This window comes from Streptomyces sp. NPDC005263 (genome assembly GCF_042872365.1).
Lineage (GTDB): Bacteria > Actinomycetota > Actinomycetes > Streptomycetales > Streptomycetaceae > Streptomyces.
In genome coordinates, this window is the sequence record NZ_JBIAKJ010000001.1 from 1,583,608 (window position 1) to 1,598,993 (window position 15,386).

A 15,386-nucleotide genomic window follows, 5' to 3' on the forward strand; every position below is an offset into this window, starting at 1 on the left:
GACGCCCCTTACGGTTTCGTCAGCCCGAGCAGGCGGGCGGCGTTCTCCTTGAGGATCTTCGGCTTCACCTCGTCCTTGATCGACAGCTTCTCGAAGTCGGCGAGCCAGCGGTCGGGGGTGAGGACGGGGAAGTCGGAGCCGAAGAGGACCTTGTCCTTGAGCAGGGTGTTGGCGTACTGCACCAGCTGCGGCGGGAAGTACTTCGGCGACCAGCCGGACAGGTCGATGTGCACGCCCGGCTTGTGGGTGGCCACCGCGAGGGCCTCGTCCTGCCAGGGGAACGACGGGTGCGCCAGGATGATCTTCAGGTGCGGGAAGTCGGCGGCCACGTCGTCCACGTGCAGGGGGTTGGAGTACTTCAGCCGGATCCCGCCCCCGCCGGGCACCCCGGCGCCGATGCCGGTCTGGCCGGTGTGGAACAGCGCGATCGTGCCGGTCTCCTCGATCACCTCGTAGAGGGCGTACGCCACGGACCGGTCGTTGGGGAAGAAGCCCTGGATGCTGGGGTGGAACTTGAACCCCTTCACCCCGTACTCCTCGACCAGACGGCGGGCTTGCCTGACCCCCGCCTTTCCCCGGAAGGGGTCGATGGAGGCGAACGGGATGAGCACGTCCGCGTTGGCGGCGGCCGCCTCGGCGACCTCCTCGTTGGGCACGGGGGCCGTCCCGGTCGCGGACTCGGCGTCCACCGTGAAGATCACGGCGGCCATCCTGCGCTCGCGGTAGTACGCCGCCGTCTCCTCCAGGGTGGGCTTGCGCTTGCCCTCGACCTTGAAGTAGGCGGAGGAGGCGTCGTGCAGGTCGTCGTCCAGGGAGGAGTGGCCCTTCGAGGACACCTCCGCGTGGGTGTGGACGTCGATCGCGACGAGGTCGTTCAGGTCCATCACGCCTCCGGGAACTTCGGGGCGGGGATGCCGACGCTCTGGAGTTCGGCGCCGACCGAGGTGGGGAAGGCGTCGGCCAGGGTCTCGGGAGTCCAGCCGCCGTCGGCGTAGGCCGCGCTGATCTCCTGCGGATGCGACCAGAGTGCCACTTTGTCACCGCCGATGCCGATAGCCTGGCCGGTGATGCCACGGGCGGCCTCGGAGGCGAGGAAGGGGACGAGCGCGGCGCAGTCCTCTGGGGTGCCGAAGCCCTCCCCCTTACGCAGGAAGCCCGGCAGCGGCTCGCCGTTCCTCATGGCCTCGACGTACGGGGCGAAGGCCGGGATGGTCTCGGTCATCGCGGTCGCGGCGACCGGCACGATCGCGTTGACGGTGATACCCGCGCGGCCCAGCTCCATGGACCAGGTACGGGCCATCGCGGCGATGCCCGCCTTGGCGGCGGCGTAGTTCGTCTGCCCGAAGTTGCCGCGCTGCCCGGCCGGGGAGCCGACCAGGATCAGGCTGCCGCCCTCGCCCTGCTCGCGCATCCGGACGGCTGCGGCGCGGGCGCAGGTGAAGGTGCCCTTGAGGTGGGTGGTGATCACCGCGTCGAAGTCCTCGTCGGTCATCTTCCACAGCACCTTGTCGCGCAGGATGCCGGCGTTGGTGACCAGGACGTCGAGGCGCCCGAACTCCTCCACGGCGCGGTTCACGAGCCGGTCGGCGGCCTCGGTGGTGCCGACGGCGACCACCTCGGCGACGGCCTTGCCGCCCGCCTCGACGATCGACTTCACGGCCTGCTCGGCCACGGCCTCGTCGATGTCGTTGACGACCACGGAGGCGCCGTGGGCGGCCAGGGCGTGCGCGTAGGCGAGGCCGAGGCCCCGGCCGCTGCCGGTGACGACGGCGGCCTTGCCGGTGAGATCGATGCTGGGCACGGGTGGGTCCCTTCACAGACTGACGCGAGAGATGCGGCTGGGTGTTGCTTGATGCGGCGCGATACGGCTCTGTACGGCTCGATGCGGCCGCTGAGATCGAAGCTAAGAGCAATAATTGTTGACGTCAATAGTTGTTGCCGACCCGTCGAGTGCGTCAGACTGGGAGCACCAGGCACGACGCGCCCCGCACGAGGCGCCCGCACGACCGCCCCGACCGGGGCCCCGACCAGGGAGACCACCATCGCCCGCCAGCCGCACCCGACGCCCCCTGCCGCGGGCCCCGCTCCGATCGACGCCTACGAGCCGTGGATGCGAGGTCTGCACGCGGACACCGGCTACCTGCTCTACCGGCTCGGACTGCGCTCGGGGCAACTGTTCAACGCCTCCCTCCAGGAGTCCGGGCTGCGCCTGCGCCACTACGCGCTGCTGCGCTTCCTCGCCACGTCGGAGGGCGCCCTGCAGCGCGAACTGAGCACCTCACTCGGCTACGACCCGAGCGCGATCGTCGGTTTGGTGGACGACCTGGAGAAGGTGGGCTTCGCGGAGCGCCGCCCCTCCCCCGACGACCGGCGCAGCCGCATCGTCGTGCTCACCGCGGACGGCCGCGCCTTCCTGCGCGACACCGACGAGGCCGGACTGCGGGTCACCAACGAGCTGCTCCAGCCCCTCGACCCCGCCGAGCGCGATGGGCTCCACTCGCTGCTGCAGAGAGTCGCCGAGACCGGGCTGGGGTGAGGCCATGCCGACGACCGCCGACGCCGCCCTGTCGCGGGCGGCGCGTTCCGCGCCCGACCGACTGCTGTCGGTCCTCGCCGCGTTCGACCACGACCACCCGGCGTTGTGCCTGACGGACATCAGCCGCCGGGCCGGACTCTCCCTCACCACCACCCACCGGCTCGTCGGCGCGCTCACCGAGTGGGGCGCCCTGGAGCGGGACGACTCGGGCGTCTACCACGTCGGGCTGCGGCTGTGGGAGGTCGCCGCGCTGGCACCCCGCGGACTGGCGCTGCGCCAGGCCGCGCTGCCGCACCTGGAGGACCTGTACGAGGCCACGCACGAGAACGTGCAGTTGGCGGTGCGCGACGGCTCGGAGGTCGTCTACACCGAGTGGATATCGGGCCGTTCGTCGGTCGGCGTGCACATCCGCGTCGGCGCCCGCTGGCCGCTGCACGTCACCGGCGTCGGACTCGTGCTGCTCGCGTACGGCGACGCCGAACTGCAGAAGGAGTACTGCGCCAGGCCGCTCGCCTCCCTCACCCCGTACACCCTCACCGACGCCGGACGACTGCGCCGGACGCTGGCCGAGGTGCGGCGCTCGGGCGTGGCGGTGAGCGACCGTCAGGTCACCGAGGACGCGCTGTCGGTGGCGGCGCCCGTGCGCGGGCCGGGCGGGACCCTCGTCGCGGCGGTGTCGGTGGTGGTGCCACAGGCCGACGCCCAGGTACCGGTACTCGTGCCGGCGGTGCGGCTCGCGGCGCGTGGGATCTCCCGGGCCCTGGGGTGGCAGCCGGACGCGGGCCGGACGCGGGGCGGGGCGAGGCCCGCCGGAGGTGCCGCCTCGCACCGATGAGGACGGGTCCCCGGAACGCCTCGCCTCGCTCAAGGCGTCATTTCGGGAGTCTGACGACGCGTGAGGCCCGGAGGACCTTACCGGCCGCGTCCAGCGCTTTCACCTGGTAGTACGGTCCTGGGGCGCCGGTCCTGACCGCTGTCTCGAACCCGGACCGTTCGGCGCGCTTGACCACCACCGACAGGGAATCGGGTTTCGGTCCGGCGAGCACCTGCCACGCTCGCGTCTGCGTCGATCCGTTCCAGGAGGCGTAGACGATACGGCCCCTGCCGTCGGCCCGTGCCGCAGCCTTCGGCGGGTAGTACGGCGTGCCGGTCCATGCGTTCCGGAACGCTCGATACGAGATGTTGGAGCCCGGCAGCTTCGCGTCGTAGAGCCGGTTTCGCGAGCCGTTTCCCTGGGTGTTCCCCGCACTCGCGTATTCCGAATAGTAGGGGCTCTGACCCCACCCGATGAATTGGTTCCCGTTGGGAAGAGCCTGAGTGTTTCCCTGGGTGGGCGAGTACAACGGCGGCTTGTGGTAATAGGTCTTGGCCACCGTCGCCCTGTGCCGGCGGAAGTCGAGGTTGAGGATCAGTCCGTGCGACTGCTGTTCGGGTGGGCCGTCGGGAAGGTCGCAGCAGCCGTCGTCGAACATGCTGATCCGGCTTCCCGGCCGGAATCGGGCATCGTGCTGCCAGTAGAAGTGCGCGTTCGGTCCGAAGGTGAAGTCGCTTTTCTTCCCTCCGATCTGATAGCGGATCTTCCCGGATTTCTTGGAGATGCCGTAGACGGCCCACATGTTCCGGGACGAGACCAGCCATTGGCCTCCCGGGCCCTCGTCGACGGAGTTGATGTGGAAGGCGTCCCACACCCCGTCGGATGACGACGCGCTGGAGACCGGTTCCTCGGAATCGGCGGGGTCCAGGTGGTCCAGCGCGTTCCAGGAATTCAGGAGTCTCCCCGTGGCGAGGTCCACCTCCTGGACCTCACTGTTCAGGATGGCGCCGTTCCTCGGCCCCCCGTAGGGCCTCAGATCCAGGCGCACCGGTTTGGAGGCGAGGAACAGTGCGGTGCCCCTGCGGGTCAGGGTGAATTCGTGCTCGTCCGGGTAGTAGCCGTGGTGCGCGAAGACCGTCTTGAGCAGGCGGTACCGGGCGTCGTAGAGGTAGTAGCACCCGCCCGGTTCCGGCGCGCCGGCCGGCAGGTTCGTGTAGGCCGGGGGAAGCGCGAGGCTCCCCTGCCACCAGGTCAGTACCGGTTGGCCGCGGTCCCGGTGTCCGTCGTAATAGGTCTGGACTTTGAAGTCGGCGTTCTGGAGGTTCGTGGAGGACAGCGGACGGAACCAGACCGGGTCGCCGGAATTGTCGTTGACCAGCGCCCCGGTCTGGCCGACCATCTGGTCCGCGCTGAACGGGGCGACGAAGATGTCCCCGCGAGCCGTCCCCGATTTGTTCGCGGTCACCTTCACCCGCATGGGACGCAGGCCCGGCTCGGAGACGAATCTCCACACGTCGCTGCCGGACAGGATCGGGGGCGGAGTGCTCTCCGACGGAGGGTAGGGCTTCGTCGCACACAGGCGGGACGCGCCCCCCTGGGGAGTCCCGGCGGCCGACGGCACACAACTCGCGAGGACACACCCGGCGGCGAGCGCGCCGGCCCCGACGGTTCGACGGGTACTTCTCCATGTCCGGCGAACCCGCGGTTCCCGCGTGACCATTGCCGACCTCCTTGACACCCGGCACTGGTCACCCCATGGGCGGTGCCGCTACGTTTTCGAGTTCGTCGTCCGGCTGGTCTCCCGGGCTCCGCACCGGCCACGACCGGGAAGCCGTCCCTCTGGTGACGGTATGCAGCCGACGGGGCTCGCGCCTGCTGAAGACCACTCAGGTAGGCCATTGGGGCAGGTGCGGCCCCGCGGGGGCATGCGGCAGTCACCGTTGACTGGCGCATACGGCTCGTCTACGCCGCCCAGGGCACCGACCCGTGGGGATCGTGACTCGGCAGCACGATATTGCGACTGGCTTGGCTCTCTTGGGGGGCGTGAAACAGGATGAGGAGCTATGGACAGGAACAACCCCATGAGAAGTGTCGAGGACGAGGACGTGTGCCGCGTCTGCGGCTACACGGACGGCAGTCTCTTTTTCGAGGACACCTGGCCGACCCACATCATCTGCAGCTGCTGCGGTTGGGAGTCGGGTACGCAGGCGCTCGGGCTCGAAGGCACCCGGGAGTACCGCGGTTATTGGGCCGGGCAGGGCGCTCAGTGGTTCTCTCGCGGGGCACGGCCGAAGGACTGGGATCTCCTCGAGCAGCTGCGCAACATCCCTGCGGATTGGCGCTGACCACGGAGCAGTCCGTCGAGGTGTAGTTCGGCCGCCGAGCCCGCAGGAGGCCGAAGAGGGCCTCGGCCTCGGCGGGCTGCGACCCCGCGCCGTTCACCGAGTCAACTCACCTGCGCCACAAACACTTTCTCGGTTTCACCTCTTGACGGCCACAGCGCCGGGGAGCACATTGACCGCGCACCCTGAGAGCGCTCTCAGACGTCAGGGCGGCGCTCTCCGAGGCACCCGCGCATTCCCCCCGTACCCGAGAGGTCCCCCATGACTGACACCTCCGGCACACCCCACAGACGGCGCCGCCCGCTGCGACGGGCACTCCTCGCCGTCGTCAGCACGCTCGGCCTCGCGGCGGCGGCCGCCACGGTCGCCTCCCCCTCCGCGAACGCCTCCGCGCCCACGCCCCCGTCGGGCTGGACGCAGGTCTTCCTCGACGACTTCGTCGGGAGCGCCGGCACCGGCGTGAACACCTCCAACTGGCAGTACGCGACTGGCACTTCCTATCCGGGCGGCCCCGCCAACTGGGGCACCGGCGAGGTCGAGACGATGACCAACAGCACCGGCAACGTCGCGCTCGACGGCAACGGCAACCTGCGCATCACCCCCCTGCGCGACGCGTCCGGCAGGTGGACCTCGGGTCGCGTCGAGACCAACCGCACCGACTTCCAGCCCCCGGCGGGCGGCAGACTGCGCGTCGAGGCCCGCCTCCAGATGCCGAACGTCACCGGCACCGCCGCCGAGGGGTACTGGCCCGCGTTCTGGATGCTGGGCGCGCCCTACCGGGGCAACTACCAGAACTGGCCGGGCGTGGGCGAACTGGACATCATGGAGAACGTCCAGGGCCGCAACACGGTGTGGGCCACCATGCACTGCGGCACGAATCCGGGCGGCCCGTGCAACGAGACGTCCGGCATCGGCAACAACACCGCGTGCCCGGGCACCACCTGCCAGTCCGGCTTCCACACCTACACCATGGAGTGGGACCGTTCGGTCACTCCGGAGGCGATCCGCTTCTCCGTCGACGGCGTCACCTTCCACACGGTCACCGCGAACCAGGTCGACGCGACGACCTGGTCCAACGCCACCAACCACGGGTTCTTCATCATCCTGAACGTGGCCATGGGCGGCGCCTTCCCGGACGCGTTCGGTGGCGGCCTGGACGGCGACACCCGCTCCGGCGTGCCGATGGTCGTCGACTACGTCCAGGTGCTGTCGTCGGGCGGAGGCGGCACCACTCCCCCGCCCACCGGCAACCGTGACGCCTACGGCACCATCCAGGCCGAGTCGTACGACGCCCAGTCCGGTACGACCACCGAGACCACGTCGGACACGGGCGGCGGACAGAACATCGGCTCCCTCGCCGCCGGCGACTGGGCCCTCTACAAGGGCGTCAACTTCGGCTCCACGGCGGCCAGGCAGTTCGTCGCCCGGGTCGCGAGCGGCGCGTCGGGCGGGGTCAGCGGACTGGTCGAGGTCCGTCTGGACAGCCGTAGCTCCGCCCCCGTCGGCAGCTTCGCCGTCGCCAACACCGGCGGCTGGCAGTCCTGGAGAACGATCCCGGCCAACATCAGCTCGGTGACGGGGACGCACGACGTGTATCTCACCTTCACGAGCGGCCAGAGTTCCGACTTCGTGAACGTGAACTGGTTCACCTTCGGTCACTGATCGGCGACCTCGCCACCGGGGCCCCACGCACGCGTGGGGCCCCTTCTCCATGCCGACGGGCACCGGCACCGGCACCGGCACCGGCACCGCTCAACGCAGCTCCGCCCGGAACACCGCCGGTGTCATGTCCGTGTGCTGCTGGAAGAACTTGGAGAAGTTGGCCGCGTCGGGAAAGCCGACGGCGGCGCCGACGCGGCCGATGGGCATGTCGGTGTGGGCGAGGAGGCGTTTGGCCTCCAGGACGACCCGTTTGTCGATGAAGCCCTTCGGGGTCTCGCCGGTGGCGGCGCGGACCGCGCGGACGAGGGTGCGGCGGGAGTACCCGAGGGCGTCGGCGTACGCGCTGACGCTGTGGTTGGTGGCGAAGCCCTTCTCGACCGCCTCACGGAAGAGCGTGAAGGTGGTGTCCGACCACTGCCGGGTGGCGTTCGCGGAGCTCGCCGCGAGATGGGACAGACGCAGGAGGAACGCCGTCAGGGTGTGCCGCAGCACCGAGGTGTGCAGGCTCATCGGGAGCGTCGTGTCCTCGTACTCCCGCTGGAGTTGGGCGAGGGCGGCGCGCAGGCCGGCCGCGAGGGGCTCGTCGGGGCGCAGCAGGGGCGGCAGGTCGTAGCGGTAGAGCCCGGTGGCCTCCACCGTCTCCCGGGGCAGGAAGCCGGGTTGCATGGTCAGGACGGTTCCGCGGTACTCGCTGGTTCGTGAGAAGCGGTGGACCTGCCCCGGGCGGATCCACAGCACGTCGCCGGCGGTCGCCTCGTACGGGGCGAAGTCGATCATGTGGTGCACGGGGCCGTCGTCGAACAGCATCACGACATGGAAGTCGATGCGGTGGACGCGGTGCAGGGGCGCGTCGGCGTGCCAGGTGCGGCCGGTTCCCATGGGGCCGACCTGGACGCCGACTCCGCCGACGCTCAACTCGACCGGGAAGGGGAACGTTCTGATCGCGTCAATGTCGCCGTCACCGTCTCCGGCTTGGATGGTTCTGTCCACCATGTCCTTCTCGTGCCGCCTCGGTCACCCGCCCGGTGTCCCACTTTCACCACAGGCTGACACACCGCGACCTTCCCTCGGAAAAGTCAGACTTTTAAGTTCGAACACGTCAGACCAGCTACCCCGCTCCGATCGAGGATTTCTTGAAGATGAGCACGCAGACACCGGACAACTTCGAATGGACCGAACTCGACCGGCGTGCCGTCGACACCGCCCGCCTGCTGGCGGCGGATGCCGTGCAGAAGGTGGGCAATGGCCACCCCGGCACCGCGATGAGCCTGGCCCCTGCCGCGTACACGATCTTTCAGAAGGTGATGCGTCACGACCCGGCCGACCCGGAGTGGACGGGCCGTGACCGTTTCGTGCTGTCCCCCGGACACACCTCGCTCACCCTCTACACGCAGCTCTTCCTCGCCGGGTACGAGCTGGAGCTCGACGACCTCAAGGCCTTTAGGACGCACGGGTCGAAGACGCCCGGTCACCCCGAGTACGGGCACACCGCCGGCGTCGAGACCACCACGGGCCCGCTCGGACAGGGTGTCGCCAACGCGGTGGGCATGGCGATGGCCGCCCGCTACGAGCGCGGTCTGTTCGACCCCGAGGCCCCCGAGGGCACCTCGCCCTTCGACCACACCATCTGGGGCATCGTCTCCGACGGCGACCTGGAGGAGGGCATCTCCGCCGAGGCGTCCTCGCTGGCCGGCCATCAAAAGCTCGGCAACCTGGTCTTCCTCTACGACGACAACCACATCTCCATCGAGGGCGACACCGCGACCGCCTTCTCCGAGGACGTGCTCAAGCGCTACGAGGCGTACGGCTGGCACGTGCAGCGCGTCGAGCCCGGCGAGGACGGCGACATCGACGTCCACGCCCTGCACGCGGCGCTGCGGGCCGCGCAGGCCGAGACCGGACGGCCCTCGATCATCGCGATGCGCACGATCATCGCCTGGCCCGCCCCGAACGCCCGCGACACCGAGGCCGCGCACGGCTCCGCGCTCGGCGAGGACGAGGTCGCCGCCACCAAGCGCCTCCTCGGCTTCGACCCGGAGCGGACCTTCGAGGTCGCCGACGACGTCCTCGCCCACACCCGCCGGTCCCTGGACCGGGGCGCCGAGGCGCACGCGGCCTGGGACAAGCAGCTCGACAAGTGGCGCGGCGCCCAGCCGGAGCGCGCGAAGCTCTTCGACCGCGTGGTCGCCGGTCAGCTCCCCGAGGGCTGGGAGGACGCCCTGCCGGTCTTCGAGGAGGGCAAGGCGGTCGCCACCCGCGCCGCCTCCGGGAAGGTGCTCCAGTCGCTCGGCGCGGTCATCCCGGAACTGTGGGGCGGCTCCGCCGACCTGGCCGGCTCGAACAACACCACCATCGACAAGACGAGTTCCTTCCTGCCGAAGGGCAACCCGCTGCCGGAGGCCGACCCGTACGGCCGCACGATCCACTTCGGCATCCGCGAGCACTCCATGGCCGCGGAGATGAACGGCATCGCGCTGCACGGCAACACCCGTATCTACGGCGGCACCTTCCTGGTGTTCTCCGACTACATGCGCAACGCCGTCCGGCTGTCCGCGCTGATGCAGCTGCCCGTCACCTACGTCTGGACGCACGACTCCATCGGCCTCGGCGAGGACGGTCCCACGCACCAGCCCGTCGAGCACCTGGCGTCCCTGCGCGCGATCCCGGGTCTGAACGTCGTCCGCCCGGCCGACGCCAACGAGACCGTGATCGCCTGGGCCGAGATCCTCAAGCGGCACGCCACCGACCCGGCACCGCACGGCCTCGCGCTCACCCGCCAGGGCGTACCGACGTACGCGCCGAACCCGGATGCGGCGCGCGGCGGTTACGTGCTGGCGGAGTCCTCCACCGAGACCCCCGACGTCGTCCTGATAGCCACCGGCTCCGAGGTCCAGCTCGCCGTGGGCGCGCGGGAGCGGCTGGAGGCCGAGGGGGTCGGCACCCGGGTGGTGTCGATGCCGTCGGTCGAGTGGTTCGAGCAGCAGCCGCGGGAGTACCGCGACGGTGTCCTGCCGCCGTCCGTGAAGGCCCGCGTCGCGGTCGAGGCCGGGATCGGTCTGACGTGGTACCGGTTCGTGGGTGACGCGGGACGCATCGTCTCCCTCGAACACTTCGGCGCCTCCGCCGACGCCAAGACCCTCTTCGCCGAGTACGGCTTCACCGCCGAGAACGTAGCGGCGGCCGCCAGGCAGTCCCTGGCCGCCGTCCGCGGCTGATCAGATCGCCAGAAAGAAGATGATCGAAGTGACCGAAGCGACCGCACCCGCGGGAGCACTCAAGCGCCTGTCCGACGAGGGCGTCTCCATCTGGCTGGACGACCTCTCCCGCAGCCGGATCGAGTCCGGCAACCTCGCCGAACTCGTCCGGACCAGGCACGTGGTGGGCGTCACCACCAACCCGTCCATCTTCCAGGCCGCCATCGGCTCCGGCGAAGGGTACGAGGAGCAGCTCACCGACCTCGCCGTGCGGGGTGTCACGGTCGACGAGGCCGTGCGCATGATGACGACCGCCGACGTCCGGGCAGCCGCCGACGTCCTGCGGCCGGTGTACGAGGCGACCGGCGGCCGGGACGGCCGGGTCTCCATCGAGGTCGACCCGCGGCTGGCCCACGACACCCGGGCCACCGTCGCCGAGGCCAGGCAGCTGGCCTGGCTGGTGGACCGCCCCAACGTCATGATCAAGATTCCGGCGACGAAGGCCGGCCTCCCGGCGATCACCGAGGTCATCGGCCTCGGCATCAGCGTCAACGTCACGCTGATCTTCTCCCTGGAGCGCTACTCCGAGGTCATGGACGCCTACCTCACCGGTCTGGAGAAGGCCCGGGCGAACGGCCTGGACCTCTCCCTGATCCACTCCGTGGCGTCCTTCTTCGTCTCCCGCGTCGACTCCGAGATCGACAAGCGGCTGACCCTGCTCGGCACCGCGGAGGCCCTGGAACTGAAGGGCCGCTCCGCCCTCGCCAACGCGCGGCTCGCCTACGAGGCGTACGAGAACGTCTTCGACGGTGAGCGCTGGACCGCCCTCGGCGGCGCCCGGGCGAACAAGCAGCGCCCGCTGTGGGCCTCGACCGGGGTGAAGGACCCCGCGTACAAGGACACGTTGTACGTCGACGACCTGGTCGCCCCCGGCACGGTCAACACCATGCCGGAGGCCACGCTGAACGCCGCCGCCGACCACGGCGACATCACCGGCGACACCGTCACCGGCGGCTACGCCCAGGCCCGCGCCGACCTCGCGGCGGTGGAGCGGCTCGGGATCTCCTACGAGGAGGTCGTGCGGCAGCTGGAGGACGAGGGTGTCGCCAAGTTCGAGGTGGCCTGGCAGGAGCTGCTGGACGCCGTGACGAAGTCCCTGAACAGCAAGGGGGTTGACGAGGAATGAGCAAGGAACTGTCCGAGGCGGCTGAGGCCGTCACCACCCTTCCGGCCGTACCGCCCGCCGACTGGTCCAACCCGCTGCGGCACCCCCAGGACCGCCGGCTGCCGCGCATCGCGGGCCCGTCCGGGCTGGTCATCTTCGGCGTGACGGGTGACCTGTCCCGCAAGAAGCTGATGCCGGCCGTCTACGACCTCGCCAACCGTGGTCTGCTGCCGCCGGGTTTCTCGCTCCTCGGGTTCGCCCGCCGGGACTGGGAGGACCAGGACTTCGCCCAGGTCGTGCACGACGCGGTCCGCGAGCACGCGCGCACCGAGTTCCGGGAGGAGGTCTGGCAGCAGCTCGCCGAGGGCATGCGGTTCATCCCCGGCGACTTCGACGACGACACCGCGTTCAAGCAACTGCGTGCCTCCGTGGACGAGTTGGACGCCTCACGGGGTACCAGCGGCAACTACGCCTTCTATCTCTCGGTACCGCCGAAGTTCTTCCCGAAGGTCGTCCGGCAGCTGAAGAAGCACGGGCTGGCCGACGCGCCGGAGGGCTCCTGGCGGCGGGCGGTCATCGAGAAGCCCTTCGGGCACGACCTGAAGAGCGCACGTGAGCTGAACGCGCTAGTGCACGACGTGTTCGAGCCGGACCAGGTGTTCCGCATCGACCACTACCTCGGCAAGGAGACCGTCCAGAACATCCTGGCGCTGCGCTTCGCCAACCAGATGTACGAGCCGCTCTGGAACCGGTCGTACGTCGACCACGTGCAGATCACGATGGCCGAGGACATCGGCATCGGCGGCCGGGCGGGTTACTACGACGGCATCGGCGCCGCCCGGGACGTCATCCAGAACCACCTGCTCCAGCTCATGGCCCTGACCGCCATGGAGGAGCCCATCGCCTTCGACGCCGATTCGCTGCTCACCGAGAAGCTCAAGGTGCTGAAGTCGGTGCGGCTGCCCGAGGACATCGGCGAGCACACCGTGCTGGCGCAGTACGCGGAGGGCTGGCAGGGCGGCGCGAAGGTGGCCGGGTACCTCCAGGAGGAGGGCATCGACCCGCAGTCGAAGACCGACACCTACGCGGCCATCAAGCTGGAGGTGGACAACCGCCGCTGGGCGGGCATCCCCTTCTATCTGCGCACCGGCAAGCGGCTGGGCCGCCGGGTCACCGAGATCGCGGTGATCTTCAAGCGGGCCCCGCACTCCCCCTTCGACTCCTCCGCCACCGAGGAGCTCGGGCAGAACGCGATCGTCTTCCGCGTCCAGCCCGACGAGGGCATGACGGTCCGGTTCGGATCCAAGGTGCCGGGCACCTCGATGGAGATCCGGGACGTGTCGATGGACTTCGCCTACGGCGAGTCGTTCACGGAGTCCAGCCCCGAGGCGTACGAGCGCCTCATCCTGGATGTCCTCCTCGGCGACGCCAACCTGTTCCCCCGCCACCAGGAAGTGGAAGAGTCCTGGAAGATCCTCGACCCGATCGAGGAGTACTGGGCGAACCACGGCACGCCGGCGCGGTACGCGTCCGGCAGCTGGGGACCCGAGGAAGCCGACGAGATGCTCGCACGAGACGGACGGAGCTGGCGCAGGCCATGAAGATCGACCTGACCGACACCACGGCAAGCAAGATCAACAAGGCGTTGGTGCGAGGTCGCCGCGCCATCGGCACACCAGCCGTGGGCATGGTCCTGACGATGGTGATCGTCACGGACGAGGAGAACGCCTACGACGCGATCAAGGCGGCCGAGGAGGCCTCGCACGAGCACCCCTCGCGCACCCTGGTCGTCATCAAGCGGCACGCCCGCACCCCGCGCGACCGCACCAACTCCCGCCTCGACGCCGAGGTACGGGTGGGCGCCGACGCAGGCACCGGCGAGACGGTGATCCTGCGGACCTACGGCGAGGTGTCCGACCACGCCGACTCGGTCGTCCTGCCGCTGCTGCTTCCGGACGCCCCGGTCGTGGTGTGGTGGCCGGTGGAGGCGCCGGACAACCCGGCGAAGGACCCGCTGGGCGCGCTGGCCCAGCGCCGGATCACCGACCTGTACGCGGTGGAGAACGCGCTGGAGGTCCTGCGGACCCGGGTGCGCTCCTACGCGCCCGGCGACACCGACCTCGCCTGGACCCGGCTGACCCCGTGGCGCTCGATGCTGGCCGCGGCCCTGGACCAGGCCCGGGTGCGGGTGATCTCGGCGGCCGTGGAGGCCGAGGCGGAGAACCCCGCGGCGGAACTGCTGGCCCGCTGGCTTGAGGCCCGCCTCGGCGTCACCGTCGACCGGGTGGTCACCGCGGGACCGGTGGTGACGGCCGTGCGCCTCGGCACTGAGAACGGCGAGATCGTCATCGACCGCCCCGAGGGCCCGCTGGCCACGCTGTCCCTGCCCGGACAGCCCTCGCGCACCCTCGCGCTGAAGGTCCGCACCACTTCCGAACTCATCGCCGAGGAGCTTCGGCGCCTCGACGCGGACGAGATGTACGCCGTCGCCCTGCGCGGCGAGGGCACCAAGGAGATCCCCTCTCATGTCTGACTCCCCCAAGCTCACCCAGCGGCCGGAATGGACCGCCCTGGCGGACCACCGCGCCGAGTGGAACGCCCATCTGCGTGACCTGTTCGCCGCGGACCCCGGGCGCGCGGAGCGGTATGTCGCACGCGTGGGTGATCTGCGCGTCGACTTCTCGAAGAACCTGGTCACCGACGAGACGCTGGCCCTGTTGCGGGAGCTGGCGGCCGCTACCGATGTGTTCGGGTTGCGGGATGCGATGTTCCGGGGTGAGCGGATCAACATCACCGAGGACCGTGCGGTGCTGCACACCGCGTTGCGTGCTCCGGCGAGCGCGGTGGTGGAGGTCGACGGTGAGAACGTCGTGCCGCGGGTGCACGCGGTGCTGGAGCGGATGGGTGACTTCGCCGGGCGGGTGCGGTCGGGTGAGTGGACGGGTCACACCGGCCGGCGGATCCGTAATGTCGTCAACATCGGGATCGGTGGTTCGGATCTGGGTCCGGCGATGGCGTACGAGGCGCTGCGCGCGTACACGGACCGGTCGCTGACGTTTAGGTTCGTGTCGAACGTGGACGGTGCCGACCTGCATGAGGCGGTCCGTGATCTGGATCCCGCGGAGACGCTGTTCATCGTCGCGTCGAAGACGTTCACCACGATCGAGACGATCACCAATGCGACGTCGGCGCGGGAGTGGCTGCTGAACGGTCCGGGTGGTCTGGGTGAGGACAAGGCGGTCGCGAAGCATTTCGTGGCGTTGTCGACGAACGCGGAGAAGGTGTCGCAGTTCGGGATCGACACGGCGAACATGTTCGAGTTCTGGGACTGGGTAGGGGGCCGGTACTCCTTCGATTCGGCGATCGGCCTGTCGTTGATGATCGCGATCGGTGCGGACCGGTTCCGGGAGATGCTGGACGGTTTCCGGATCGTCGACGAGCATTTCCTCAACGCGCCCGCGGAGTCGAATGTGCCGCTGCTGCTGGGGCTGCTGGGCATCTGGTACGGCAACTTCCATGACGCGCAGTCGCATGCGGTGCTGCCCTACAGCCACTATCTGTCGAAGTTCACGGCGTATCTGCAGCAGCTGGACATGGAGTCCAACGGCAAGTCGGTGGACCGTCAGGGCCGCCGGGTGGAGTGGCAGACCGGGCCGGTGGTGTGGGGGACGCC

General features: G+C 69.7%; 13 protein-coding genes. 9 read left to right on the plus strand and 4 right to left on the minus strand.

The features are described from left to right. Window positions 1–8: 8 nt before the first annotated feature. Window positions 9–884, minus strand: coding sequence for an amidohydrolase family protein (locus ACFYRY_RS07280; RefSeq protein ID WP_389140949.1), 876 nt, complete (start codon window positions 882–884; stop codon window positions 9–11). Continuing rightward, window positions 884–1,801: an SDR family NAD(P)-dependent oxidoreductase gene (locus ACFYRY_RS07285; RefSeq protein ID WP_389140951.1), complete on the minus strand. Its 918-nt coding sequence runs from the start codon at window positions 1,799–1,801 to the stop codon at window positions 884–886. The genes ACFYRY_RS07280 and ACFYRY_RS07285 overlap by 1 nt, the downstream gene beginning before the upstream one ends. Window positions 1,802–2,110: 309 nt before the next feature. Between ACFYRY_RS07285 and ACFYRY_RS07290 the strand changes: the two genes are divergently transcribed. Beyond that, complete coding sequence (locus ACFYRY_RS07290; protein ID WP_389140953.1) at window positions 2,111–2,536, plus strand: MarR family winged helix-turn-helix transcriptional regulator; 426 nt, start codon at window positions 2,111–2,113, stop codon at window positions 2,534–2,536. A gap of 4 nt (window positions 2,537–2,540) precedes the next feature. After that, window positions 2,541–3,371 carry an IclR family transcriptional regulator gene (locus ACFYRY_RS07295; protein WP_389140955.1) on the plus strand — a complete coding sequence of 277 codons (831 nt, stop codon included), beginning with the start codon at window positions 2,541–2,543 and terminating at the stop codon, window positions 3,369–3,371. A gap of 37 nt (window positions 3,372–3,408) precedes the next feature. On the opposite strand, the gene ACFYRY_RS07300 is transcribed toward ACFYRY_RS07295, so the two are convergent. Next, on the minus strand, window positions 3,409–4,863 hold the full coding sequence (locus ACFYRY_RS07300) for an arylsulfotransferase family protein (RefSeq protein ID WP_389140957.1): 1,455 nt from the start codon (window positions 4,861–4,863) through the stop codon (window positions 3,409–3,411). A 568-nt stretch (window positions 4,864–5,431) separates the two neighbouring features. On the opposite strand from ACFYRY_RS07300, the gene ACFYRY_RS07305 reads away from it, so the two are divergent. After that, complete coding sequence (locus tag ACFYRY_RS07305) at window positions 5,432–5,695, plus strand: hypothetical protein (RefSeq protein WP_389140959.1); 264 nt, start codon at window positions 5,432–5,434, stop codon at window positions 5,693–5,695. A gap of 258 nt (window positions 5,696–5,953) precedes the next feature. Continuing rightward, on the plus strand, window positions 5,954–7,354 hold the full coding sequence (locus ACFYRY_RS07310; RefSeq protein WP_389140961.1) for a glycoside hydrolase family 16 protein: 1,401 nt from the start codon (window positions 5,954–5,956) through the stop codon (window positions 7,352–7,354). 90 nt (window positions 7,355–7,444) lie between these two features. On the opposite strand, the gene ACFYRY_RS07315 is transcribed toward ACFYRY_RS07310, so the two are convergent. Then, complete coding sequence (locus ACFYRY_RS07315; protein WP_389140963.1) at window positions 7,445–8,347, minus strand: helix-turn-helix domain-containing protein; 903 nt, start codon at window positions 8,345–8,347, stop codon at window positions 7,445–7,447. Between the two features lie 146 nt (window positions 8,348–8,493). Here ACFYRY_RS07315 and tkt point away from each other — a divergent pair, with 146 nt between their 5' ends. From tkt to pgi, 5 genes are all read left to right on the plus strand, one after another. Continuing rightward, on the plus strand, window positions 8,494–10,569 hold the full coding sequence (tkt, locus tag ACFYRY_RS07320) for a transketolase (protein ID WP_389140964.1): 2,076 nt from the start codon (window positions 8,494–8,496) through the stop codon (window positions 10,567–10,569). A 19-nt stretch (window positions 10,570–10,588) separates the two neighbouring features. Next, window positions 10,589–11,734, plus strand: a complete 1,146-nt coding sequence (gene tal, locus ACFYRY_RS07325; RefSeq protein WP_389140966.1) for a transaldolase — start codon at window positions 10,589–10,591, stop codon at window positions 11,732–11,734. Next, complete coding sequence (zwf, locus tag ACFYRY_RS07330) at window positions 11,731–13,314, plus strand: glucose-6-phosphate dehydrogenase (protein WP_389140968.1); 1,584 nt, start codon at window positions 11,731–11,733, stop codon at window positions 13,312–13,314. The genes tal and zwf overlap by 4 nt, the downstream gene beginning before the upstream one ends. Then, window positions 13,311–14,246, plus strand: coding sequence for a glucose-6-phosphate dehydrogenase assembly protein OpcA (gene opcA, locus ACFYRY_RS07335; protein ID WP_389140970.1), 936 nt, complete (start codon window positions 13,311–13,313; stop codon window positions 14,244–14,246). Before zwf ends, opcA begins: the two co-directional genes overlap by 4 nt. Next, on the plus strand, window positions 14,239–15,386 hold a 1,148-nt coding region (gene pgi / locus ACFYRY_RS07340), incomplete at its 3' end, for a glucose-6-phosphate isomerase (RefSeq protein ID WP_389140972.1). The genes opcA and pgi, both read left to right, overlap by 8 nt.